23 protein-coding genes, 1 pseudogene and 1 riboswitch are annotated in these 24,085 nt (G+C 70.8%); of the genes and pseudogenes, 18 read left to right on the top strand and 6 right to left on the bottom strand.

Annotated features, from left to right (window positions below):
- Positions 1–21 precede the first annotated feature (21 nt).
- The 7 genes from lepB to NGB36_RS27400 all read left to right on the top strand — a co-directional run bounded on the left by lepB (position 22) and on the right by NGB36_RS27400 (position 6,293).
- A complete protein-coding gene (gene lepB / locus NGB36_RS27430; RefSeq protein WP_255923220.1) occupies positions 22–780 on the top strand; it encodes a signal peptidase I in 759 nt (252 codons plus the stop codon).
- 139 nt (positions 781–919) lie between these two features.
- Positions 920–1,246, top strand: a complete 327-nt coding sequence (locus NGB36_RS27425; protein WP_255923219.1) for a DUF2469 domain-containing protein — start codon at positions 920–922, stop codon at positions 1,244–1,246.
- 132 nt (positions 1,247–1,378) lie between these two features.
- Positions 1,379–1,756 carry a YraN family protein gene (locus NGB36_RS27420; protein WP_255923218.1) on the top strand — a complete coding sequence of 126 codons (378 nt, stop codon included), beginning with the start codon at positions 1,379–1,381 and terminating at the stop codon, positions 1,754–1,756.
- Positions 1,757–3,379, top strand: a complete 1,623-nt coding sequence (locus tag NGB36_RS27415; protein WP_255923217.1) for a YifB family Mg chelatase-like AAA ATPase — start codon at positions 1,757–1,759, stop codon at positions 3,377–3,379. It begins immediately after the preceding gene.
- A 29-nt stretch (positions 3,380–3,408) separates the two neighbouring features.
- Positions 3,409–4,536 carry a DNA-processing protein DprA gene (dprA, locus tag NGB36_RS27410; RefSeq protein WP_372509544.1) on the top strand — a complete coding sequence of 376 codons (1,128 nt, stop codon included), beginning with the start codon at positions 3,409–3,411 and terminating at the stop codon, positions 4,534–4,536.
- A 286-nt stretch (positions 4,537–4,822) separates the two neighbouring features.
- Positions 4,823–5,677 carry an RNA polymerase sigma factor WhiG gene (gene whiG, locus NGB36_RS27405; RefSeq protein WP_255923214.1) on the top strand — a complete coding sequence of 285 codons (855 nt, stop codon included), beginning with the start codon at positions 4,823–4,825 and terminating at the stop codon, positions 5,675–5,677.
- 58 nt (positions 5,678–5,735) lie between these two features.
- Positions 5,736–6,293 (top strand): TetR/AcrR family transcriptional regulator, encoded by a 558-nt coding sequence (locus NGB36_RS27400; protein ID WP_255923272.1) that lies wholly within the window; start codon positions 5,736–5,738, stop codon positions 6,291–6,293.
- Positions 6,294–6,497: 204 nt separating this feature from the next.
- On the opposite strand, the pseudogene NGB36_RS27395 reads toward NGB36_RS27400, so the two are convergent.
- Positions 6,498–6,920, bottom strand: a pseudogene (locus tag NGB36_RS27395) (peptidoglycan DD-metalloendopeptidase family protein); the annotation flags it as partial.
- A gap of 368 nt (positions 6,921–7,288) precedes the next feature.
- Between NGB36_RS27395 and rpsB the strand changes: the two are divergent.
- From rpsB to NGB36_RS27350, 9 genes are all read left to right on the top strand, one after another.
- Positions 7,289–8,182 (top strand): 30S ribosomal protein S2, encoded by an 894-nt coding sequence (gene rpsB, locus NGB36_RS27390; protein WP_255923213.1) that lies wholly within the window; start codon positions 7,289–7,291, stop codon positions 8,180–8,182.
- A gap of 157 nt (positions 8,183–8,339) precedes the next feature.
- Positions 8,340–9,191, top strand: coding sequence for a translation elongation factor Ts (gene tsf, locus NGB36_RS27385; RefSeq protein WP_255923212.1), 852 nt, complete (start codon positions 8,340–8,342; stop codon positions 9,189–9,191).
- A gap of 154 nt (positions 9,192–9,345) precedes the next feature.
- A complete protein-coding gene (pyrH, locus tag NGB36_RS27380) occupies positions 9,346–10,137 on the top strand; it encodes a UMP kinase (RefSeq protein ID WP_255923211.1) in 792 nt (263 codons plus the stop codon).
- Positions 10,138–10,298: 161 nt separating this feature from the next.
- Positions 10,299–10,856, top strand: coding sequence for a ribosome recycling factor (gene frr / locus NGB36_RS27375; protein ID WP_255923271.1), 558 nt, complete (start codon positions 10,299–10,301; stop codon positions 10,854–10,856).
- Positions 10,856–11,890 (top strand): phosphatidate cytidylyltransferase, encoded by a 1,035-nt coding sequence (locus tag NGB36_RS27370; RefSeq protein ID WP_255923210.1) that lies wholly within the window; start codon positions 10,856–10,858, stop codon positions 11,888–11,890. The genes frr and NGB36_RS27370 overlap by 1 nt, the downstream gene beginning before the upstream one ends.
- A gap of 28 nt (positions 11,891–11,918) precedes the next feature.
- Positions 11,919–13,025, top strand: coding sequence for a dual-specificity RNA methyltransferase RlmN (gene rlmN / locus NGB36_RS27365; protein WP_255923209.1), 1,107 nt, complete (start codon positions 11,919–11,921; stop codon positions 13,023–13,025).
- A gap of 53 nt (positions 13,026–13,078) precedes the next feature.
- Positions 13,079–13,186: riboswitch (TPP riboswitch) on the top strand.
- Complete coding sequence (locus tag NGB36_RS27360) at positions 13,177–13,776, top strand: ECF transporter S component (protein ID WP_255923208.1); 600 nt, start codon at positions 13,177–13,179, stop codon at positions 13,774–13,776. (Overlaps the previous riboswitch by 10 nt.)
- Before the next feature lie 16 nt (positions 13,777–13,792).
- Positions 13,793–15,202 (top strand): ABC transporter ATP-binding protein, encoded by a 1,410-nt coding sequence (locus tag NGB36_RS27355; protein WP_255923207.1) that lies wholly within the window; start codon positions 13,793–13,795, stop codon positions 15,200–15,202.
- A gap of 17 nt (positions 15,203–15,219) precedes the next feature.
- Positions 15,220–15,969, top strand: a complete 750-nt coding sequence (locus NGB36_RS27350; protein WP_255923206.1) for an energy-coupling factor transporter transmembrane component T family protein — start codon at positions 15,220–15,222, stop codon at positions 15,967–15,969.
- A 281-nt stretch (positions 15,970–16,250) separates the two neighbouring features.
- Here the strand turns inward: NGB36_RS27350 and NGB36_RS27345 are convergent, their stop codons facing one another.
- The 4 genes from NGB36_RS27345 to NGB36_RS27330 all read right to left on the bottom strand — a co-directional run bounded on the left by NGB36_RS27345 (position 16,251) and on the right by NGB36_RS27330 (position 20,114).
- Positions 16,251–17,366, bottom strand: coding sequence for a hypothetical protein (locus tag NGB36_RS27345; protein WP_255923205.1), 1,116 nt, complete (start codon positions 17,364–17,366; stop codon positions 16,251–16,253).
- Positions 17,348–18,076, bottom strand: coding sequence for an ABC transporter ATP-binding protein (locus NGB36_RS27340; protein WP_255923204.1), 729 nt, complete (start codon positions 18,074–18,076; stop codon positions 17,348–17,350). The genes NGB36_RS27345 and NGB36_RS27340 overlap by 19 nt, the downstream gene beginning before the upstream one ends.
- Positions 18,077–18,252: 176 nt before the next feature.
- Complete coding sequence (locus tag NGB36_RS27335) at positions 18,253–19,632, bottom strand: aspartate aminotransferase family protein (RefSeq protein ID WP_255923270.1); 1,380 nt, start codon at positions 19,630–19,632, stop codon at positions 18,253–18,255.
- Complete coding sequence (locus NGB36_RS27330) at positions 19,617–20,114, bottom strand: Lrp/AsnC family transcriptional regulator (RefSeq protein ID WP_372509542.1); 498 nt, start codon at positions 20,112–20,114, stop codon at positions 19,617–19,619. Before NGB36_RS27330 ends, NGB36_RS27335 begins: the two co-directional genes overlap by 16 nt.
- Before the next feature lie 184 nt (positions 20,115–20,298).
- Between NGB36_RS27330 and NGB36_RS27325 the strand changes: the two genes are divergently transcribed.
- Positions 20,299–21,735: a gamma-aminobutyraldehyde dehydrogenase gene (locus tag NGB36_RS27325; RefSeq protein ID WP_255923202.1), complete on the top strand. Its 1,437-nt coding sequence runs from the start codon at positions 20,299–20,301 to the stop codon at positions 21,733–21,735.
- Between the two features lie 114 nt (positions 21,736–21,849).
- On the opposite strand, the gene NGB36_RS27320 is transcribed toward NGB36_RS27325, so the two are convergent.
- The gene (locus NGB36_RS27320; RefSeq protein WP_255923201.1) at positions 21,850–22,893 is read right to left on the bottom strand and encodes an adenosine deaminase; all 1,044 of its coding nucleotides are present in this window, start codon (positions 22,891–22,893) and stop codon (positions 21,850–21,852) included.
- A 108-nt stretch (positions 22,894–23,001) separates the two neighbouring features.
- On the opposite strand from NGB36_RS27320, the gene NGB36_RS27315 reads away from it, so the two are divergent.
- The gene (locus NGB36_RS27315; RefSeq protein ID WP_255923200.1) at positions 23,002–23,886 is read left to right on the top strand and encodes a DUF4190 domain-containing protein; all 885 of its coding nucleotides are present in this window, start codon (positions 23,002–23,004) and stop codon (positions 23,884–23,886) included.
- Positions 23,887–24,085 lie beyond the last annotated feature (199 nt).

Below are 24,085 nucleotides of genomic sequence, written 5' to 3'. Positions count from 1 at the left end.
CCGCCCGGTAGGGTGCCGCGCATGAGCAGCCAGAGCGCGGGTGCGCGACGCGGTAACGGCGGCCACGGCCGCTTGGGCACCATTCTGTCCGGGTTGGCGGTGGCCGTCGGCTGTGTGTTGTTCCTGGGCGGGTTCGCCTGGGGTGCCGTGGAGTACCAGCCGTACACCGTGCCGACCGACTCGATGCAGCCGACCGTCAACCCCGGCGACCGGGTGCTCGCCCAGCGGATCGACGGCAGTGAGGTGCACCGCGGCGACGTGGTGGTCTTCGAGGACCCGACGTGGGGCAACATCCCGATGGTCAAGAGGGTCGTGGGCGTCGGCGGCGACAAGGTCGCGTGCTGCGACAAGCAGGGGCGACTGACGATCAACGGCACTCCGGTCGAGGAACCGTATCTGCACACCACTGGCCCCGCCTCGCCGGTCGGGTTCACCGCCACTGTGCCGGCGGGGCAGCTGTTCATGATGGGTGACAATCGGCCCGTGTCCGACGACTCGCGGGCGCACATGACCGACGGGGACCACGGCGCGGTGCCGCGTAGCGACGTCCAGGCCCGGGTCGACGCGATCGCCTGGCCGTTCTCGCGGGTCGGGACGATGCAGCGCCCCGCCTCCTTCGCGGCGCTGCCGGGCGGGGTCTCGCAGCCGGGTCCTGTCGTCCTCGTGGTCTCCGCGGTCTCCGCGGGCGCCGTGCTGATCATCGCCGGTGCGGCGTACGGCCCGCTCGCGCGGCGCCGCAGCCTGCGCGGTAACCGACGCCGGGTCCCGGCCACGGTGTGACCAGCTGTGACCGGGGTCTGAGTCGGTCGGCGATTCACCGCTGCGGCCTCTTGCGGAGAAGTACTCCCGGCTCGTGAGATGCTGCGTGGAAGCGGAGCGCGACTGAACGCGGGGGAACGCACGGCTGAAGGGGAACGCCATGAGCGCCGAGGACCTCGAAAAGTACGAGACCGAGATGGAGCTGAAGCTCTACCGGGAGTACCGCGATGTCGTCGGTCTGTTCAAATATGTGATCGAGACGGAGCGGCGCTTCTACCTCACCAATGACTACGAGATGCAGGTGCACTCGGTGCAGGGCGAGGTGTTCTTCGAGGTGTCCATGGCCGACGCATGGGTGTGGGACATGTATCGGCCGGCTCGCTTCGTGAAGAAAGTGCGCGTCCTGACGTTCAAGGACGTGAACATCGAGGAGCTCAACAAGAGCGACCTGGACCTGCCCTCGGACGACTCCGGCTTCAGCGGCTGATCAACCGCCGGCACCCAGTCTCCCCCTGGCGAGTGACAAGGTTGTCCACAACCCGCGAGTAATCCACCGAATCCCTCCATGATCATCCGGAGGGCTCCGGGGCCGGCACAGTCGGTCCCGGAGGTGGTGACGATGAACGCCGCGAACGCCACGAACGTACGGTCCGCGCTCGGCCGCTACGGAGAGGAGCTCGCCGCCCGGCGGCTGACGGAGGCGGGGCTGACCGTGCTCGCCCGGAACTGGCGGTGCAGATCCGGCGAGATCGACATCGTCGCCTCCGAGGGCGACGCGCTGGTGATCTGCGAGGTCAAGTCGCGCCGCGCCGGGCCGTACGAGGACCCCATGGCCGCGGTGACGCCGCGCAAGGCCGAACGGCTTCGGCGTCTGGCCGAATGCTGGCTCACCGAGCACGGAGGAGCGCCGCCGGGCGGGGTCCGCATCGATCTCGTCGGGGTGGTCCTGCCCGACCGCGGGCCCGCCCGCGTCGAGCACGTCCGGGGGGTGGCCTGAATGGGATTCGCCCGCACCTGCTCGGTGGCGCTGGTCGGCGTGGAGGGCGTGGTCGTCGAGGTCCAGGCCGACCTGGAACCGGGCATCGCCGCCTTCACCCTTGTCGGGCTTCCCGACAAGAGCCTGTCCGAAAGCCGCGACCGGGTACGGGCAGCCGTCGTCAACAGCGGCGAGACCTGGCCGCAGAAGAAGCTCACGGTCGGCCTGAGCCCGGCCTCCGTGCCCAAGAGCGGCAGCGGCTTCGATCTCGCTGTGGCCTGCGCCGTGCTTGCCGCTGCCGAGCGCATCGCACCCGCCGCGATCGCCGACCTGATGATGATCGGCGAACTGGGCCTCGACGGCCGGGTACGCCCGGTGCGCGGGGTGCTGCCCGCCGTCCTCGCGGCCTCGGACGCCGGATACCGGCATGTGGTGGTCGCCGAGCGCACCGTGGCCGAGGCGTCCCTCGTGCCCGGAGTCTCCGTCCTCGGCGTGCGCAGCCTGCGCCAGCTGATCGCCGTGCTCAATGACGAGCCGGTGCCGCAGGAGCCGCCCGAGGACGGCGAGGGCCGCCCGGACGCTCTCGGCGCCGGCCTGACCGTGCCCGGCGCCGGCATCGGGCCCGGTCTCGGCCTCGGGTGCGAGGGCAGGCAGCCGGACCTCGCGGACGTCGCAGGACAGCGCAGCGCACGCAAGGCGCTGGAGACCGCGGCCGCCGGAGGCCACCACCTCTACCTGTCCGGTCCACCGGGGGCAGGCAAGACCATGCTCGCCGAGCGGCTGCCGGGCCTGCTGCCGCCGCTCGCCGCCAAGGAGTCGCTCGAAGTCACGGCCGTGCACTCCGTCGCCGGGATTCTGCCGCCCGGCAAACCCCTGGTCGACGCCCCGCCGTACTGCGCCCCGCACCACTCCGCCACCATGCAGTCGATCATCGGCGGCGGCAGCGGCCTGCCGAGACCGGGCGCCGTCTCCCTCGCCCACCACGGGGTGCTGTTCCTGGACGAGGCGCCCGAGTTCCACGCCCACGTGCTGGATGCGCTGCGGCAGCCCCTGGAATCCGGCCACGTCGTGGTGGCGAGAGCTGCCGGGGTGATGCGGCTGCCTGCCCGCTTCCTGCTCGTACTCGCCGCCAACCCGTGCCCTTGCGGACGCTACGCGACGCTCGGCGGGGGCTGTGAGTGCCAGCCGAGCATCGTGCGGCGGTACCAGGCGAGGCTGTCCGGGCCCCTGCTCGACCGGATCGATCTGCGGGTCGCGGTCGAGCCGGTCAGCAGATCGGAGCTGCACCGCCACGGCGCCGGGGCCGAGCCCACCGCCAAGGTGGCCGCTCGGGTGCGGGAGGCGCGCGAGCGTGCCGCGACCCGCTACGAGGGGCTGCCCTGGCGGACCAACAGCGAGGTGCCCGGGCACGAGCTGCGCACCCGCTGGCGGCTACGGACCGGTGCGATGCGCGATGTCGAACGTGAGATGGAACGCGGCCTGCTCACCGCGCGCGGCCTGGACAGGGTGCTGCGGGTGGCCTGGACGGTTGCGGACCTGGCGGGCCACGACCGCCCGGACTTCGGCGACGTCGCCGAGGCGCTGGAGCTGCGCACGGGAGTGCACCGCGGGGTGCCCGCCACGGTGGGCGGGTCGATTGTGTGAGGGGCGCGGAGAAGCCAACGGGAGGGGCTGTGAGTACAGGCGGTGGGGAGGAGCGGCGGGCGCGTGCCGCGCTCACCAGGATCGCCGAGCCGGGGGACGAGACGGTCGGCCGCTGGTTGCGCGAGCGGGGGCCGGTACGGGTGCTGCGCGCGCTCTCCGGCGAGGAGGAGCTGCCGGGCGTGACGCCACGGCGGGCGGCGGGGTACCGGCTGCGCAGCGCGCGGGCCGATCCCGACGCCGATCTGGCGGCCGTCCGGGAGCTCGGCGGGCGCTTCATCTGTCCGGGCGATGTGGAGTGGCCCGCCCAGTTGGACGATCTGGGGGACCAGCGCCCCATCGGGCTGTGGGTGCGCGGACGCGCGTCGTTGCGGCCGTGGGCGCTGCGGTCGGTCGCCGTCGTGGGCGCCCGGGCCTGCAGTGACTACGGGACCCAGGTGGCCGCCACGCTCGCCGCCGACCTGACCGAGCGCGGCTGGACAGTCGTCTCCGGCGCCGCCTTCGGCATCGACGGTGCCGCTCACAGGGGTGCGCTCGCCGCCGCCGGCGCCACCATCGGCGTCCTCGCGTGCGGCGTGGACGTGACGTATCCGCCGAGCCATGCCCGGCTCATCGCACGAATGGCCGAGCAGGGCCTTCTCGTAGGCGAGTTGCCGCCCGGCGACCACCCGACGCGCGGCCGCTTCATCCTGCGCAACCGCGTCATCGCCGCGTTGACGCGGGGCACCGTCGTCGTCGAGGCGAAGCTGCGCAGCGGCTCGCTCATCACCGCCCGCCGGGCACGCGGTCTCGGCCGCATCGTGATGGGGGTGCCCGGCGCGGTCACCTCGGCGCTGTCGGAGGGCGTGCACGAACTGCTGCGCGGTGACGGTCTGTTGGTCACCGACGCGGCGGAGGTGATCGAACTGGTCGGCAGAGTGGGGGACGATCTTGCGCCAGAGAGACGGGGGCCGCTTGTGGGGCGGGACCTGCTGGAGCCGGAGGCCGCGCGGGTGCTGGACGGGCTGCCAGCACACGGCGGTGCCAATGCCGAGACGGTCGCGGTGCGGTCGGGCACCGGCCTCGACGAGACGCTGGGCCGCCTTCACGAGTTGCGGGCGCTGGGCTTCGTGGAGCGAGAGGGGGACAGCTGGGCACTGACGCCCGTCGCCCGAAGGTGACAATGCCCCGGATCCGATGACGGTCAACACACCATCAGGCGACCGGAGCGTTGTTGACCTGGGCCGACGGGGTGACGAGGTTGGGGGCTGGGTCCGGACCGCTTTAATGCTCAACAGCCGCAACTCCTGAGGGAGAACACGCCCCGGCCGTGTATCACCCTGCGGCGGAACGTATCTGCGGTCGGCTCACCCGAACGTCGTAGCACTGTGCGACGCTCGGGTCACGCTACGCTCGCGGAGACCCGATTCCTCACCTACGTCACGGCAGAACGGCTCAAGGCGACGCATGCCCCAGCACACCTCAGGGCCTGACCGCACGGCAGCGGCGACCGACGACCACTCAGTCCCCCTGAGCGCGCGGACGGCCGCCCCTGCCTCCACGCCGCTGGACGAACTGTGGCGGTCGTACAAGGCCACCGGGGAGGCGCGGCTGCGCGAGCAGCTCATCCTGCACTACTCGCCACTCGTCAAGTACGTCGCCGGACGGGTGAGCGTCGGCCTGCCCTCCAACGTCGAGCAGGCCGACTTCGTCTCCTCCGGGGTGTTCGGCCTCATCGACGCCATCGAGAAGTTCGACCCCGACCGTTCGATCAAGTTCGAGACCTATGCGATCACCCGGATCCGCGGGGCGATGATCGACGAGCTGCGGGCGCTGGACTGGATTCCCCGCTCGGTGCGCCAGAAGGCGCGGGCGGTGGAGCGCGCCTACGCAACCCTCGAAGCAAGGTTCCACCGCACTCCGAGCGAGGCCGAGGTCGCGGCGGAGATGGACATCGGCGTCGACGAGCTGCACGGCATCTTCAGCCAGCTCTCCCTCGCCAACGTCGTGGCGCTCGAAGAGCTGCTGCACGTCGGCACGGAGAGCGGCGACCGTCTCAGCCTGGTCGACACACTCGAGGACCGAGCGGCGGACAACCCGGTCGAGGTCGCCGAGGACCGCGAGCTGCGGCGGCTGCTCGCCAGAGCCGTCAACACGCTCCCGGAGCGCGAGAAGACGGTGGTCACCCTCTACTACTACGAGGGCCTCACCCTCGCCGAGATCGGCCAAGTGCTCGGTGTCACGGAGAGCCGGGTGAGCCAGATCCACACAAAGTCCGTCCTGCAGCTGCGGGCGAAACTGGCGGACGTGGGACGGGCTTGAGGACGCGCGTAGCCGGGGTCCGTACAGTGGAGGGGTGCCAAGGATCAAAGCGGCCTCGGTGGCCGAACACCGGACGATGCAGCGCAACGCACTGCTGGATGCCGCGCGCGTTCTGCTCACCGAGGGCGGTACCGAGGCACTGACGTTCCCGGCCCTCGCAGAGCGCACCGGCCTGGCGCGGTCCTCCGTCTACGAGTACTTCCGCTCCCGCGCCGCCGTCGTAGAGGAGCTGTGCGCCGTCGATTTCCCCGTCTGGGCGGCGGAGGTGCAGGCCGCGATGGAGGCGGCCGCGACACCCGAGGAGAAGATCGAGGCGTATGTGCGCCGGCAACTCGCCCTCGTCGGGGACCGGCGGCACCGCGCGGTCGTCGCGATCTCTGCCGGCGAGCTGGACGCCGGGGCCCGCGAGAAGATCCGCGCGGCGCACGGTGGCCTGATCGCCATGGTCGTGGAGGCCCTCGGCGAGCTCGGGCACGACGAGCCGCGGCTCACCGCGATGCTGCTCCAGGGGATCGTCGACGCCGCCGTCCGGCGCATCGAGCTCGGCGCCGCCGAGGATCCGGCCCGCATCACCGAGGCCGCCGTCCGCATGGCGCTGCAGGGCACGCGTCCTTAGCAGGCACGCCCCGACGACGTAGCCCGCCGCGGCCGCGCCGACCGGGCCGTCCGTCGGAGCAGCCGCATCCGGCGGCGCCACGCCGAAGACCGGCAGCAGCCGGGACGGGCCGCCTCGGCGCATCCCCGGCGGCATCAACGACAGCGGGTCGAGATACTCCCCGCCGCGCAGCAGCCCCCAGTGCAGGCAGCCGCCGTCGCAGTGGAACGGCCCCTGTCCCACCGTGCCGACCAGCTGCCCGGCCGCCACCAGCTCCCCGACCGCGACCGCCGCATCCACCGGCTCATATGTGATCCGCAGCCCGCGTGGCTCCGTCAGCTCGATCGCGACCACGCCGCGCCCCGCGACCGTCCCCGCGAAGGCCACACGCCCCGCGGCCGCCGCCCGCACCGGCCGGCCGCGGCCCGCCGCGAGATCCACCCCGCGATGCCCGGCCGCCCACGGCTGCGGCGGCGGCTCGAAGCCGCGCACCACGACCGGCCGCGCCCGCCCAGCGACGCCCGCCACCGGCCACTCCCGAGCCCCCGGATCCCCTGCGGCCGCCGCCCGGCCTGCAGCCCCCAGAACGAGCAGCCCCACTACCGCCACCAGCACGCCCGCCCACCGCGGACCCCCTCGTACCGTCATGACCCCACGGTCCCGCGCCCTCGCCCGCGGCAGGGATCATGGCCTCGATCGGTGGACAACCTGCACACTGTGGACAACCTCGCCACTCATTCGAGTGGCGTTCGCCGTGATCCCGTACAAAACGCACCGTGTCGCCCGGGCCCGCGGGGGTCCCGTACACTTTCCCTTGCGATCCGGGCCACCGGGTCGACTTCGCACGCCCCGCCACCGTCGCATCCGTCACGTCTGTCAGCGGACGACCGCCACGGCGGCCGCGTCTCTCGGTCCTTCGAAGGCTGTTCCACAGGCCATTGGGGCACGACGCGCCGGGGTGTCAGGAGTGGCGGCCGACCGGCCGCCACGGAACCGAGTACCCAAGGAGTACGGCCATGGCCGTCGTCACGATGCGGGAGCTGCTGGAGAGCGGCGTCCACTTCGGACACCAGACCCGCCGTTGGAACCCGAAGATGAAGCGCTTCATCTTCACCGAGCGCAACGGCATCTACATCATCGACCTGCTCCAGTCGCTGTCGTACATCGACCGCGCCTACGAGTTCGTCAAGGAGACCGTCGCGCACGGCGGTTCCATCCTCTTCGTCGGCACGAAGAAGCAGGCCCAGGAGGCCATCGCCGAGCAGGCCACCCGGGTCGGCATGCCGTACGTCAACCAGCGCTGGCTGGGCGGCATGCTCACCAACTTCTCGACCGTCTACAAGCGCCTGCAGCGCCTCAAGGAGCTCGAGGAGATCGACCTCGAGGACGTGGCCGGCTCCGGTCTGACCAAGAAGGAGCTCCTGGTCCTCTCGCGTGAGAAGGCCAAGCTCGAGAAGACCCTCGGCGGTATCCGCGACATGCAGAAGGTGCCCAGCGCCGTCTGGATCGTGGACACCAAGAAGGAGCACATCGCCGTCGGTGAGGCGCGCAAGCTGCGCATCCCGGTCGTCGCGATCCTCGACACCAACTGCGACCCGGACGAGGTCGACTACAAGATCCCGGGCAACGACGACGCGATCCGCTCCGTCACCCTCCTCACCCGTGTGATTGCCGACGCCGTCGCCGAGGGCCTCATCGCCCGCTCCGGCGCCGCCGCTGGCGAGGGCAAGGCCGCCCCGGCCGAGCCGCTGGCCGAGTGGGAGCGCGACCTGCTCGTGGGCGAGAAGGCCAAGGACGAGGAGAAGACCGAGGACAAGGCCGAGGACAAGGCCGAGGAGCAGGGCGAGGCCGCTGCTGCGGAGGCGCCCGCCGCCGAGGCCCCGGCCGCCGACGAGTCCGACAAGGCCTGAACCGCACCCACCGTACGGACCGTACGGCGAAAGACGGCGGGGGACGGACTCGCGGCTCGATGAGCCCGGCCCCCGCTGCCGGTCGCGGTACAACGCGGTAGTGCCGGTAGATCACCGGTAGACGACCACCGACTTTTCGAGAAGAGATTCACTGACCATGGCGAACTTCACCGCCGCCGACGTCAAGAAGCTCCGCGAGAGCACCGGCGCCGGCATGATGGACTGCAAGAAGGCGCTGGACGAGGCTGGAGGCGACCTCGACAAGGCCGTCGAGATCCTGCGCGTCAAGGGCCAGAAGGGCGTCGCCAAGCGCGAGGGCCGCAGCGCCACCAACGGCGCGGTCGTCTCCCTCATCGAGGGCGGCAAGGCCGGTGTGCTGGTCGAGCTCAACTGCGAGACCGACTTCGTCGCCAAGGGCGACAAGTTCGTCGAGGTCGCCGAGACCATCGCCAAGCACGTCGCCGCGACCAAGCCGGCCGACCTCGATGCGCTGCTCGCCTCCGAGATCGAGAGCGGCAAGACCGTCCAGGCCTTCGTCGACGAGGCGAACGCCACCCTCGGCGAGAAGATCGTGCTGAGCCGCTTCGCGCAGTTCACCGACGGTTTCGTCGCCTCCTACCTGCACCGCACCAGCCCGGACCTGCCGCCGCAGGTGGGCGTCCTGGTCGAGCTGGACAAGGGGACCGCCACGGAGGAGGCAGCAGCGGCGGTCGCCAAGGACATCGCGCAGCACATTGCCGCCTTCGCGCCGAAGTTCCTCTCCCGCGAGGAGATCCCGGCCGAGACGGTCGAGAACGAGCGCCGCGTCGCCGAGGCCACCGCGCGCGAGGAGGGCAAGCCCGAGGCCGCCCTGCCGAAGATCGTGGAGGGCCGGGTCACCGGCTTCTTCAAGGAGAACGTGCTGCTCGACCAGCCGTTTGCCAAGGACAACAAGAAGTCCGTGCAGAAGGTGCTCGAGGAGGCCGGTGTCACGCTCAAGCGTTTCGCCCGCTTCCGCGTCGGTGTCTGAGCACGGCAGCGAATGACCGTCGACCCCGATAGGGTCGAATGCGGCCGACCTCGCGCCGGTCGGCTGCAGAGGTGACGAGGAGGCCATTGCCGCAGAGGGAACGATCAAGGACCCACGGCAATGGCCTCCTTCGTACGTGCACGAGGAGAACCCCATGGATCAGGACGCCCATAACGACAAGGCCGACCAGGCCGTCAAAGGCGGCAGCCGCAGCGACCGCAGAAGCCCACGGCGGTTCCTGCTGAAGCTGTCCGGTGAGGCGTTCGCCGGAGGCGGGGGACTCGGTGTCGATCCCGACGTCGTGCACGCCATGGCCCGCGAGATCGCGGCGGTCGTCCGGGACGGCGCCGAGATGGCGCTCGTGATCGGTGGCGGCAACTTCTTCCGCGGTGCGGAACTGCAGACGCGCGGCATGGACCGGGCCCGCTCCGACTACATGGGCATGCTCGGCACCGTCATGAACTGCCTCGCCCTCCAGGACTTCCTGGAGAAGGAGGGCATCGAAACGCGGGTGCAGACCGCCATCACCATGGGCCAGGTCGCGGAGCCGTACATCCCGCTGCGTGCCGTACGCCACCTGGAGAAGGGCCGCGTCGTCATCTTCGGCGCCGGCATGGGGATGCCGTACTTCTCCACCGACACCACCGCCGCGCAGCGCGCCCTCGAAATCCACGCGCAGGGCCTGCTGATGGGCAAGAACGGTGTCGACGGAGTCTACGACTCCGATCCCAAGGTCAATCCCGACGCCGTCAAGTTCGACGCCCTCGAATACGGCGAGGTGATCACCCGCGACCTGAAGGTCGCGGACGCCACCGCGATCACGCTGTGCCGGGACAACAAGCTCCCCATCCTGGTCTTCGAGCTCCTCACCCCGGGCAACATCGCCCGCGCGGTGAAGGGTGAGAAGATCGGCACGCTGGTGAGCGAGCACGGCACGCGGGACTGAGAACGACAACTCCGCTCCGGCCGAAGGGCCCGGTACGGGGATGGACAACACGCTGCCGGTTCGACACCGTGCAGGATGACGCACAACACCAAGACGTAATAAGCAGGGAAGACGCGCGCAGGGGCGAGGCTCTGCGAACTCAATTGACGCAGGAGCACATGGTGATCGAAGAGACCCTCCTCGAGGCCGAGGAGAAGATGGAAAAGGCGGTCGTGGTCGCCAAGGAGGACTTCGCCGCGATCCGTACGGGCCGTGCCCACCCGGCGATGTTCAACAAGATCGTGGCCGAGTACTACGGCACGATGACGCCCATCAACCAGATGGCGTCGTTCTCGGTGCCCGAGCCGCGCATGGCGATCGTGACCCCGTTCGACAAGAGCTCGCTGCGCGCCATCGAGACCGCGATCCGCGACTCCGACCTCGGCGTCAACCCGTCGAACGACGGCAACATCATCCGGGTGGTGTTCCCGCAGCTGACCGAGGAGCGCCGCAAGGAGTACATCAAGGTGGCCAAGCACAAGGCGGAGGACGCCCGCGTCTCGATCCGCAGCGTGCGCCGCAAGGCCAAGGAGACCCTGGACAAGCTCATCAAGGACGGCGAGACCGGCGAGGACGAGGTGCGCCGCGCCGAGAAGGAGCTCGAGGACACCACGGCCAAGTACGTGGCCCAGGTCGACGAGCTGCTCAAGCACAAGGAAGCCGAGCTGCTCGAGGTCTGATGAACGACTCTTCGCGGGGGGCTCCGCCGGGCACTGGCTATTGGGGAGCCCCCGAGCAGCAGCCTGCCCCCGGTCCCGCGTACGACGGCATCGAGGCGGCCGACGACCACAGGACGGCGCAGACTCGACGCATGCCACCAGTACCGGACGCCGAAGGCGGGAAACCCGGGGAGTCCCCGGTGCCCGGCCCCCGCGCGAAGACGACGGACAAGAGCAAGAAGCAGGCGGGCCGCAACCTGCGCGCCGCGATAGGCGTCGGCCTCGGACTGGGCGTGGTCATCCTCGCCTCGCTCTTCGTGGTGAAGAGCCTGTTCGTCGTGGTCGTCGCGGCCGCCGTCGTCGTCGGCCTGTGGGAGCTGACCAGCCGTCTGGAGGAGCGCAAGCAGATCAAGGTGCCGCTGGTGCCTCTGGCCGTCGGCGGTACGGCGATGGTCGTCGCCGGATATCTGCGGGACGCCGAGGGCGCGTGGGTGGCGATGGCACTCACCGTGCTGGCGGTCATGGTGTGGCGGATGACCGAGGCACCGGAGAACTATCTGCGGGATGTCACCGCAGGTGTCTTCGCCGCCTTCTACGTGCCGTTCCTCGCGACCTTCGTGTCGATGATGCTCGCCGCGGACGACGGTCCGTGGCGGGTCTTCGTCTTCCTCCTGCTCACCGTCGTCAGCGACACCGGCGCCTACGCCGTCGGCTGGCGCTTCGGCCGACACAAGCTCGCCCCGCGCATCAGCCCGGGCAAGACCCGCGAGGGCCTGATCGGCGCGGTCACCTTCGCGATGGCAGCCGGTGCGCTGTGCATGCAGTACCTGATCCACCACGGTTCCTGGTGGCAGGGCCTGCTGCTCGGCCTCGGCGTCGCGGCCAGCGCGACCCTGGGCGACCTGCTCGAATCCATGATCAAGCGTGACCTGGGCATCAAGGACATGGGCACCCTGCTGCCGGGCCACGGCGGGCTGATGGACCGCCTCGACTCGCTGCTGCCCACCGCACCCGTGGTCTGGCTGCTGCTGGTGATCTTCGTCGGCTCGGGCTGACCCGGGCGTCTGCGACACTGGTACGACCATGCCTCAGCCCGGAGAACTCACTTTCGCTGTGCCGCGCGGAGCCAGGAAGCCCCCGCGGCATCTCGCCGACCTCACCCCCGCCGAGCGCCGCGACGCCGTGGCGGGCCTCGGCGAGAAGCCGTTTCGCGCCAAGCAGCTCTCGCAGCACTACTTCGCGCGGTACGCGGACGACCCGGCGAGCTGGACCGACATCCCGGCCGCGGCGCGCGAGAAGCTCGCCGACGGCCTGCTGCCCGAGCTGATGTCGGTGGTACGGCACATCTCCTGCGACAACGACACCACCCGCAAGACGCTGTGGCGGCTCTTCGACGGCACACTCGTGGAGTCCGTCCTGATGCGCTACCCGGACCGGGTCACCATGTGCATCAGCTCGCAGGCCGGCTGCGGCATGAACTGCCCGTTCTGCGCCACCGGACAGGCCGGCCTCACCCGGAACCTGTCGACCGCCGAGATCGTGCACCAGATCGTCGCGGGCATGCGATCCCTCCGGGATGGGGAGATCCCGGGCGGCGCGGCCCGCCTGAACAACATCGTCTTCATGGGCATGGGCGAGCCGCTCGCCAACTACAACCGCGTCGTCGGCGCCATCCGCCGCCTCACCGACCCCGAGCCGGACGGCCTCGGGCTCTCCCAGCGCGGTATCACCGTCTCCACCGTCGGCCTCGTCCCGGCGATGCTGCGCTTCGCCGACGAGGGCTTCAAGTGCCGTCTCGCGGTCTCCCTCCACGCGCCCGACGACGAGCTGCGCGACACCCTCGTGCCCGTCAACACCCGCTGGAAGGTCCGCGAGGTGCTCGACGCCGCCTGGCACTACGCCGAGGTGTCGGGCCGCCGGATCTCCGTCGAGTACGCACTGATCAAGGACATCAACGACCAGGCGTGGCGCGCCGACCTGCTCGGGCGGCTGCTCAAAGGCCACCGGGTGCACGTCAACCTGATCCCGCTCAACCCCACGCCCGGCTCGAAGTGGACGGCCTCTCGCCCCGAGGACGAGAAGGCATTCGTCCGCGCGCTGGAGCACCACGGGGTGCCCGTTACCGTCCGGGACACCCGCGGCCAGGAGATCGACGGGGCCTGCGGCCAACTCGCCGCGTCCGAAAGCTGAGACCGCCCGCCAGGGATTTGCAGCCCGCTGATATCGTAGATTCGCACAAATATACAGTCCGACAGGGGAGCGCGCGAAGCGCTGAGAGTGCGGCCCGGGGCCGCAGACCCTCGAACCTGATCCGGCTCGTACCGGCGTAGGGAGTTCGGCCATGCAGGCCAATTCGCAGAGCACAGCCACGTCCGCCAACCGGTGGAGAACTGTCGACATCGTCGTCGCGGCCGTCATCGGCGCCGCGTTCGGCGTCATCTTCTGGGCGTGGAACGCCCTGTGGGACGGCGCCGCGAGCGTCATCCCGCTGCCCGGGCGCGCCGTGATCTACGGTGTCTGGCTCATCCCGGCCGTCCTCGGCCCCCTCGTCATACGCAAGCCGGGAGCCGGCATCTTCTGCGAACTGGTGGCCGCCTCCGTCGCCACCCTCTTCGGTTCGCCGTGGGGCCTGGTCACCCTGCTCTACGGGGTGCTGCAGGGCATGGCGGGCGAGTTCGGCTTCGCCTTCACCGGCTACCGGGTGTGGCGCTGGCCGACCGCCGTCGCGGGAGGGGCGCTCGCGGGAGTGGCGGCCTCGCTGCTCGACAACGCGCTCTACTACGCCTCCAACTCGACCGCCTGGCAGCTGATCTACGCCGCGATCGTGGTCGTCAGCTCCGCCGTCGTCGCCGGGCTCGGCAGCCTCGCGCTCACCAAGTCCCTCGCCCAGACCGGAGCGCTGGACCCGTTCCCGTCCGGCCGCGAGCGCGCCGCGGTCTGAGCCGGCGACGCGCACGATGAGCACCGTACGACTGCGCGGTTTCGGCCACCGGCACGCCGGGCGCCGCCGCTGGGCGGTGCGCGGCGTCGACCTGGAGATCGCGGACGGCGAGCGGGTGGCTCTGCTCGGCCCCTCGGGAGCGGGCAAGTCGACCCTGCTCGCCGCGCTCGCCGGCCTGCTGCCGCCGGAATCAGGCGAGCGTGAGGGAACCGTCGAGATCGACGGTGAGGAGCCGCGCGCGGTCCGCGACCGGATCGCCATGGTCTTCCAGGACCCACAGTCCCAGCTGGTCATGGAGCGTGCCGGCGACGACGTCGCCTTCGGCCTGGAGAACCGCGGCACACCCGGCGAACTCATCCGGCCGCTGGTCGAGGACGCGCTGCGGCGCGTGCGGTTCCCGTACCCGTACGAGCGGCGCACCCACGCGCTCTCCGGCGGCGAGCAGCAACGGCTCGCGCTCGCCGGTGCGCTGGTCACCGGACCCGGGCTGCTGCTGCTCGACGAGCCGACCGCCAACCTCGACCCGGCCGGTGCCGCGCTCGTCCGCGAGGTGCTCGCCGGGATCGACGGGACCACGCAGATCGTGGTCGAGCACCGGATCGCCGAACTCACCTCCCAGCTCGACCGGGTGATCGTCCTCGAACCCGGCGGCGGGATCCGTGCCGACGGCCCGCCCGCTCGCATCTTCGCCGAGCACGGCGAACGGCTCGCCGCGGACGGCGTATGGGTGCCGGGCCACCCGGTCCCGGCGCACCCACCCCGGGTGCCGGCCGGCGAGCCACTGCTGCACGCCCGGTCGCTCACCCATGAGCCGGTGTTCACCGCGGATGCCCTTCCCGAGGTGACCGTACGGGCGGCCGAGGCAATGGCCGTCGTCGGACCCAACGGTGTCGGCAAGTCGACACTCGCGCTGATGCTCGGCGGGCTGCTCGTCCCCGGCGGCGGACGGGTCGAGGCCACGGGTGCACTGGCGGGCGCGGACGACGCCATGCCCCCGCACAAGTGGCGCGCCCGAGCCCTGGCGGCACGCATCGGCTCGGTCTTCCAGAACCCGGGGCACCAGTTCGTAACGGCGAAGGTACGGGACGAGCTCGCGCTCGGCGGAGCGGAAGCGGCGCGCGTCGACGAACTCCTCGGCCGTCTGCGCCTCGACGCGCTCGCCGAGGCCAATCCGCACACGCTCTCCGGCGGCGAGCAACGCCGCCTCTCCGTCGCCACCGCACTCGCCGCGGCGCCGCGGCTGCTCGTCCTCGACGAGCCCACCTTCGGGCAGGACCGCCGGACCTGGAGCGAACTGGTGGTGCTGCTCGCGCAGTTGCGCGATGAGGGGCACGGTGTCGTCGCCGTCACCCACGACCCGGACTTCTGTGCCGCACTGGGCGCCCGCGAACTGCGCCTGGGCGTACGGCGACTGGCGGCCGTGTGATGGCCGTGGCCGGCCGTATGGCACCGATCGCCGACCGGAACGCGCCGCTCGCCCGCCGCAATCCGGTGGCCAAACTGGGCGCGGCGGCGGTCCTCGCGCTTGCTCTCGTCGTCAGCCTCGACCCGGTGGGGCCTGCCGTGGCGCTCGTCGTCGAGCTGTTCGCCGTACCGTTCTTCGGGATCCGGTACGGTGCGCTGGCGCGCCGGATGTGGCCCCTGCTGATCAGCGTCGCCGGCGCCGAGGTCACGCTGCTGCTCTTCGCGGCGGAGCGCGAGCACATCGTCGCCTCGGCACTCGCGCTGGGGCTGCGGCTGCTCGCGGTGGCCCTCCCCGGCGTCCTCGTCTTCGCCACCACCGACCCGACGGACCTCGCCGACGCGCTGGTGCAGAACGCCAGGGTGTCGCCGCGCTTCGCCATCGGCACGCTGGCCGCATGGCGGTTGGTGCCCCTGCTCGGCGACGAGTGGCGACTGATCAACGCCGCGCGGCGCGCGCGCGGCGTTGAAGGGGGCCGCAACCCGGTCGCCCGGCTGAGGCTGTTCGCCTCGGCCTCCTTCACTCTGCTGGTGGGTGCGATACGGCGCGGTACGCGCCTGGCCACGGCGATGGACGCACGTGGCTTCGACTCGGGAGCCCGTCGTACGAGCGCCCGCACACAACGGTTTGTGCGCGCGGACGCGGCTCTGGTGGCCGGGGCGTGTGCGCTCGCCGCACTGGCGGTGGGCGCGAGCGTCGGATCGGGTGCGTTCCGGCCCCTGTTCAGCTGACGTGTTCAGCGGAGTTCGGCCGAGCGTGCGGCTGGGCCCTGCCCGGGCGATCTTTGCGGGCCCGCGACGCTTACAGCGAGGTCAGCCGCTGCCGGGGCGGGCGCACCTCGCTGCGGTGTCGGGCTCGCCCACCGCGCAGCCCCGGCGGCATATCGCCTGCAATGGCCCGGTACGAGGGCGCGCCCCTCCGCCGTGCGATTCTCCCCCTGCCTTCGACGGAAGGCACCCCCTGCACCGGACTCCACGGGGCTGATCCTCGAAGGTCGCCCGGGCAATACGCCCTAGGCCGCGAACGGCAGCGACGCCAGCCAGGCGACGCTCGAGGTCACCGGGGCGAGGACGAGGAGGAGGGCGGCGGCGCGCAGCAGGGTCGCGCGGCGCATCAGGGAGGCAGGCGCACCCAGCGGGCCGAGCACCGCGACCGCCTCCCGGCGCGCACGCTGCGCCTCCGATGCCGTGGTGAGTACGGTCGCGGCCGGGCAGCCGAGGACGAGGGCGGCGCCGAGCGCGGTGAGCGGCCCCAGCGGATGCGCACCCGGTGCGTACAGCCGGAGCGCTGCGAGCGCCGCCGACGCCGCCGCGCACAGCACGCCCAGCGGCTGCCCGATCCGGGAGGCGTCCTGCTGGAGCGTGCGCCCGGCGAGCAGCCGCAGCGCCCCCGGACGGCAGGCGGACAGCAGCCGTCCGCTGAGGTGGACGAGGCCGGGTCCGGTGAGGACGAGACCGGCTGCCGTGAGCAGCCAGCCGAGCAGCACGGCGGGCGCGATCCGGCCGAGGCCGCCGGGTAGCGGCAGCAGCGATCCGACGGCGGGTCGCGTCAGGTCGCTCGCGTAGACCTCGATCGCGAGACCGGCCGCCGTCAGCGCCACACCCCACGGCAACCCCGACGGCGTCCCGTCGGCGGTCGCACCGGGCGCATCCGACCGCCGCGGGCGCAGTACGACCGCGCACACGGCGCCACCGGCGAGTGGCACCGCGAGCAGCAGCGTGAGCACCGCCCCGACCGGCATCGGTACGCCGGCGACCGCGAAGCGGTCCCACCACCACACGAACGCCGGCAGCGCCACCGCACTGCCGAGCAGGCACTCCATGGCGACCTGGGCGGCCGCCAGCAACGTCATCCTGCCCGGCCCGAGGCCGGCCGCGGTCAGCCCCGCGCTCTGGTGTCCGCCCGGCCTGCTACGGCAGACGGCGACCGACAGGTGCACCGCGGCGGCGAGCGGCACGACGCACCAGACGAGCCGTACTACGGATCCGCTGGTGTCCCAGGGACGGGCCATGGTGTGGCCGAGCGCGGTGAGCAGCAGGAATCCGGTGCCCGCGGAGGCGGCGGGGACGAGTGCGCGGCGCAGCAGCGCGGCCGGCCGCTCGCCGCGGATCAGGCGGAGGCCGGGCACGAGGCGCCCTCCGGCTGGGGTCCCTTCGGCAGCGAGGCCGAGCGCACGCCGTCCACGAGGCCGACCGCGCGGTCGGTGAACGCCACGACCTCGGGATCGGAGGTGGCGAGCAGCACCGTGATGCGGTGCGTCCTGGCGGCGGTGGTCAGGGTGCGCAGCACCTGAGCGGCGTCGGGGCGGTGGAGGGGGGCCGTCGGGTCGTCAGCGAAGAGCACCTCGGGGAGCGAGACGAGAGCGCGGGCGACCGCGACCCGCTGACGCTGGGCCTGGTGCAGCTCGGCGGGGCGCCGCCGGGCGCAGTCACCGACGTCGAGCCGGTCCAGCCACTCCTGGGCGGTGTCGCGGGCGCTGCGGTGCGGGATGCCGCACAACAGCAGCGGAAGCGCGGCATTCTCACGTGCGGTCAGTTCGGGGACGAGTTCGGGCGAGCTGCCGACCCATCCGAACCGGTCGCGGCGCAGCCGTTCACGGGCGCCGGCCGGGAGGGTGTGCACGGGGGCGCTGTTGAACCACACTTCGCCCTGTTCCGGCGTCAGCTGCCCGGACATGCACTTGAGCAGGGTGGTCTTTCCGGAGCCGCGCGGACCGACGATCCCGAGGATCTCGCCGTCCCGCACGCCGAGCGACACGCCGAGCAGGGCGGGCGAGCCCTGATAGGCGTAGTGCAGCCCGCGCGCCCACAGCACGTCGTTGTCCGGCGGAGCCACCATGCCGACTACCTCCGCTTGTCCTGTTCGTCCTTGTCCGTGTCCTCTCACCGGTTGAACGAACGCACGGAGTTTGGGTCACTGTGCGCGCGGGCCCCGAGCGATCCGCAAGGGAGGGAAACGGATCGCCCGGGGCCCGCGAGCCTCAGTGGCCTGTCGGCCTCGGTGGCCTCAGCGGATCACAGCTTGCTCGACGCCTCGGCGAGCACCGTGCGCAGGATCTGCTCGATCTCGTCGAAGGTCGCCTGGTCGGAGATGAGCGGGGGCGAGAGCTGCACGACCGGGTCGCCACGGTCGTCGGCCCGGCAGTAAAGGCCGTTCTCGTAGAGCTTCTTGGAGACGAAACCGTAGAGCAGGCGCTCGCACTCCTCGTCGGTGAAGGTCTCCTTGGTGGCCTTGTCCTTGACGAGCTCGATGCCGTAGAAGAAGCCGTTGCCGCGCACATCGCCGACGATCGGCAGGTCGTGCAGCTTCTGCAGGGTCTTGAGGAAGGCGGCTTCGTTGTCGAGGACGTGCTGGTTGAGGCCCTCACGCTCGAAGATGTCGAGGTTGGCCAGCGCCACCGCGGCGGAGACCGGGTGGCCGCCGAAGGTGTAGCCGTGCAGGAAGGTGTTGTCCTCCTTGTAGAACGGCTCGGCGATGCGGTCGGAGACGATCGCGGCGCCTATCGGCGAGTAGCCGGACGTCATGCCCTTGGCGCAGGTGATGATGTCGGGCACGTAGCCGAACTTGTCGCACGCAAACATCGTGCCGAGGCGGCCGAAGGCGCAGATGACCTCGTCCGAGACGAGCAGCACGTCGTACTGGTCGCAGATCTCGCGGACGCGCTGGAAGTAACCGGGCGGCGGCGGGAAGCAGCCGCCGGCGTTCTGCACCGGCTCCAGGAAGACGGCGGCGACGGTCTCCGGGCCTTCGAAGAGGATCTGCTGCTCGATCTGGTCGGCTGCCCAGCGGCCGAAGGCCTCCGGGTCGTCGCCGTGGATCGGGGCGCGGTAGATGTTGGTGTTGGGGACCTTGTGGGCGCCGGGCACCAGCGGCTCGAAGGGGGCCTTCAGCGCGGGCAGGCCGGTGATGGACAGCGCGCCCTGCGGGGTGCCGTGGTAGGCGACGGCCCGCGAGATCACCTTGTACTTGGTGTGGTTGCCCTTGAGCTTGTGGTACTGCTTGGCGAGCTTCCAGGCGGTCTCGACGGCCTCGCCGCCGCCGGTGGTGAAGAAGACCTTGTTCAGGTCGCCTGGGGCGTAGTTCGCCAGGCGCTCGGCCAGCTCGATCGCCTTGGGGTGGGCGTAGGACCACACCGGGAAGAAGGCGAGCTCCGCGGCCTGCTTCGCGGCGACCTCGGCCAGTTCCTGGCGGCCGTGGCCCGCCTGGACGACGAACAGGCCGGCGAGGCCGTCGAGGTACTTCTTGCCTTCGCTGTCGTAGATGTACGTGCCCTCGCTGCGCACAATCGTGGGCACGGGAGCGTTCTCGTACGACGACATGCGGGTGAAGTGCATCCACAGGTGGTCGTACGCAGTCTTCGAGAGGTCTGCGCTCATGGCTATCTGGTTCCCCAGGTGTAGGTCTGCTTCCGGAGCTTGAGGTAGACGAAGCTCTCGGTGGAGCGCACGCCGGGCAGCGTGCGGATCCGCTTGTTGATCATCTCCAGGAGGTGGTCGTCGTCCTCGCAGACGATTTCGACCAGCAGGTCGAAGGAGCCGGCGGTCACGACGACGTACTCGACCTCTCCCATCTCCGCCAGGGCATCGGCGACGGGTTCGATGTCGCCCTCGACGTTGATGCCGACCATCGCCTGCCGGCGGAAGCCCACGGTGAGCGGGTCCGTGACGGCGACGATCTGCATGACGCCTTGGTCGAGGAGCTTTTGTACTCTCTGCCGCACCGCTGCCTCGGAGAGGCCTACGGCCTTGCCGATCGCGGCGTACGGGCGGCGCCCGTCCTCTTGGAGCTGCTCGATGATCGCCTTGGAGACGGAGTCGATCACCGGAGCAGTGCTCCGGTCCTTCGGGTCAGGTGTACGCGTGGCCACACAGCCCACTGTGCACGAGAGCTCGTCGTTGGCGCAACCCCTCTGCGATGAAATCAGTTGTCAAGAGAGAGAAAAAGTACTGATTCCATTGTTCGCTGGGTGTGGGTATGTCGAATACGGTCGTTCTACGGCTAGGGTGGGAGACGTCTCACCGATCGGACACAGCACACCGGACACAGGACAGGAGAAGGCAGTGAGCGAGCTCCGTACCTTGCGCAACTACATCGACGGGGAGTTCCGCGACGCAGCCGACGGACGCACCACTGACGTGGTCAATCCGGCCACGGGCGAGGCATACGCCACCGCGCCGTTGTCCGGCGCAGCCGATGTGGACGCGGCCATGGCGGCCGCGGCGGCAGCCTTCCCGGCCTGGCGTGACACCATCCCGGCCGAGCGGCAGAAGGCGCTGCTGAAGATCGCCGACGCGGTCGAGGCGCGTGCGGACGAGCTGGTCGCCGCCGAGAGTGAGAACACCGGCAAGCCGATCGGGCTGACCGCGTCGGAGGAGATCCCGCCGATGGTCGACCAGATCCGCTTCTTCGCGGGCGCCGCGCGGATGCTGGAGGGCCGCTCCGCGGGCGAGTACATGGACGGGTTCACCTCGATCATCCGGCGCGAGCCGGTGGGCGTGTGCGCGCAGGTCGCGCCGTGGAACTACCCGATGATGATGGCGGTGTGGAAGTTCGCTCCCGCGATCGCCGCCGGCAACACGGTCGTCCTCAAGCCGTCCGACACCACCCCGGCCTCGACCGTGCTGCTCGCCGAGATCATCGGGGAGATCCTCCCCAAGGGCGTCTTCAACGTCATCTGCGGCGACCGCGACACCGGTCGGCTGATGGTCGAGCACGACACCCCGGCGATGGCTTCCATCACCGGCTCGGTGCGCGCCGGCATGCAGGTCGCCGAGAGCGCGTCGAAGGACCTCAAGCGCGTCCACCTGGAGCTCGGCGGCAAGGCCCCCGTCGTGGTCTTCGAGGACGTCGACATCGCCAAGGCGGTCGAGGACATCTCGGTCGCCGGTTTCTTCAACGCGGGCCAGGACTGTACGGCCGCCACCCGCGTCCTCGTCCACGAGTCGATCCACGACGAGTTCGTGGCCGCCCTGGCCAAGGCCGCCGCCGACACCAAGACCGGTCAGCCGGACGACGAGGACGTGCTCTTCGGCCCGCTCAACAACGCCAACCAGCTCAAGCAGGTCTCCGGCTTCATCGAGCGGCTGCCCGCCCACGCCAAGGTCGAGACCGGCGGTCACCGCGTCGGCGAGAAGGGCTACTTCTTCGCCCCGACCGTCGTCTCCGGCCTGAAGCAGGACGACGAGATCATCCAGAGGGAGGTCTTCGGCCCGGTCATCACGGTGCAGTCCTTCTCCGAAGAGAAGCAGGCGGTCGAGTGGGCGAACGGCGTCGAGTACGCGCTCGCCTCCTCGGTGTGGACCAAGGACCACGCCCGCGCGATGCGGATGTCCAAGGCGCTCGACTTCGGCTGCGTGTGGATCAACACTCACATTCCCCTGGTGGCGGAGATGCCGCACGGCGGCTTCAAGAAGTCCGGCTACGGCAAGGACCTGTCCGCGTACGGCTTCGAGGACTACACCCGCATCAAGCACGTGATGACGTCGCTCGACGGCTGACGAGGCGCTGCGCCGAGCTCGCCTGAGCCGCCCAGGGCCCCGGGTTACGCACCGTAACCCGGGGCCCTGGCGCCCTGACACTCTCCACCGAGGAATTCCCCACAAGCTGAATGCTCAGACCTTGGCTTGGGCGTACGCGTCGATCTCCGCCGCCAGCTTCGCCTTCGACGCGTCGTCCATGAACGACGCCTCGACCGCGTTCCTGGCCAGGGCCGCGACGCCCTGTCGGTCGAGCTCCAACAGGCGTGCGGCGACGGCGTATTCGGTGTTCAGGTCCGTGCCGAACATCGGCGGGTCGTCGGAGTTGACGGTGACGAGGACCCCGGCGTCGATCATGGTGCGGATCGGGTGCTCCTCGAGCGTCGTGACGGCGCGTGTGGCGATGTTGGAGGTGGGGCAGACCTCCAACGGGATGCGCCGATCGGCGAGATGGGCGAGAAGCGCGGGGTCCTGCGCCGCGCTCGTACCGTGGCCGATGCGCTCGGCGCCCAGGTCGTCCAGCGCGTCCCAGATGGTCCGCGGCCCCGTGGTCTCGCCCGCGTGCGGGACGCTGCGCAGTCCGGCGGCGCGGGCCTTGTCGAAGTAGGGCTTGAACTGGGGCCGCGGCACGCCGATTTCGGGTCCGCCGAGTCCGAAGGAGACCAGCCCCTCGGGAGCGTGCCGCAGGGCGAGGTCACAGGTCACCTCGGCCGACTCCAGGCCCGCCTCGCCGGGGATGTCGAAGCACCAGCGCAGCACGGTTCCGAACTCGGCCTCCGCCGCCTTGCGGGCGTCCTCGATCGCCTCCATGAACGCGGGCGCCGGGATGCCGCGCTTGACCGAGCTGTAGGGGGTGATGGTCAGCTCCGCGTAACGGATGTTCTGCCGGGCCATGTCCCGGGCGATCTCGTACGTCAGCAGCCGTACGTCCTCCGCGTCGCGTATCAGGTCGACCACCGAGAGATAGACCTGGATGAAATGGGCGAAATCGCGGAAGGTGAAGTATTCGGCGAGTGCGTCCGGATCAGCCGGTACCGTCGAATCGGGATGGCGGGCGGCCAGCTCCGCGACGATGCGGGGTGAGGCGGACCCGACGTGGTGGACATGCAGCTCCGCCTTGGGCATTCCGGCGATGAAGGCGGCCAGGGAGTCGGTGTCGGCGGCGGAGCGGGCGGTCATGCGGTCCTCCTGCGGGTGGCTGGTCCGGCCATCGTAGATGGCCCGGACCTCGGGCCATGTCGTAATTCCACGTCATAGGATTGCGGGACGTATCTCAGGAAGGCACATATGTCCGACGCGCCCCACTCGCCCGAGCGCCGCGACCTGTGGGCGCCGCCTCAGGACGCCGTGCCGCCTCCGCCCCCGCCCCCGCCTCCCGCGCCCAGCCCGCCTCAGCCGCCGTATCCGACCCCGGACGCGTCCGGTTACGGGTACGGGTATCCGTATGCCGCCTGGCTGCATCCGGCGCCGCGCAACGGCCTGGGCACCGCCGCCCTCGTCCTGGGGATCGTCGGCACCATCGCGGCGGTTACCTGCCTCGGGGTGCCGTTGGGGCTGCCGCTCGGGGTGCTGGCGCTGATCTTCGGGATCATCGGGCGCCGCCGGGTGCGCAGGGGCGAGGCGACCAACGGCGGACAGGCGCTGGCGGGTTCGGTCCTCGGGGTGATTGCCGTGCTCGTCTCGATCGCGATGATCGCCCTCGTGGCGACCTCGGTCGTGGGGGACTTCTTCGGCTCGGGCACGTCGCTGACGTCAAGCCGGGGCACGTACGACAACCCGCTGGGGCCCGGTGGCACCGCCTCCTACGGCGACGGCACCAAGGTGACCGTCTCCGCGCCGCAGACCTTCACCCCGCCGTCGGGGGTGAGCGGCTACACCTCGGGCGACGGCGCTTATCGCTTCACCGTCAGCGTGCGCAACACGGGTCTGACCGATCTCAACCTCGGCGACTACACGTACTACGGGACCGGTGGCGCCGACGAGAAGGACCTCAACGAGATCTCCGCGGACGCCGGCGCGCTCGCCGAGGATTTCCCCGACACTCTCGCGCCGGGCCACTCCGCGACCGTCGTCTTCGCCTTCGACGTGCCCAAGGGCGTGACGCCGATGCAGTTCGACTTCGAGCCGACCACCGGCCACCAGGACGCGTACTGGCAGCTCGGCCTGCGTTGACCAGCGGCGTTGACGAGCGGCGTCGGGACGCGCCAACGCGGGCCCGGACCGTCCCGCGGGATGGTCCGGGCCCGCCGCTTCGCTACGCGGTCAGCTGATGTCGAGCGCCGTGTCGTCGACGACGAACGAGGTCTGCGCGCCGGACTTCTCGGCTCCGGTGAACTTCAGCGTCACCGTCTGGCCCGCGAGTGCGGAGAGG

It is taken from the genome of Streptomyces humicola, assembly GCF_024436035.1.
Taxonomy (GTDB): domain Bacteria; phylum Actinomycetota; class Actinomycetes; order Streptomycetales; family Streptomycetaceae; genus Streptantibioticus_B; species Streptantibioticus_B humicola.
Note: the sequence above shows the minus strand (reverse complement) of the source record. Positions and strands in the feature narration are given on the sequence as shown.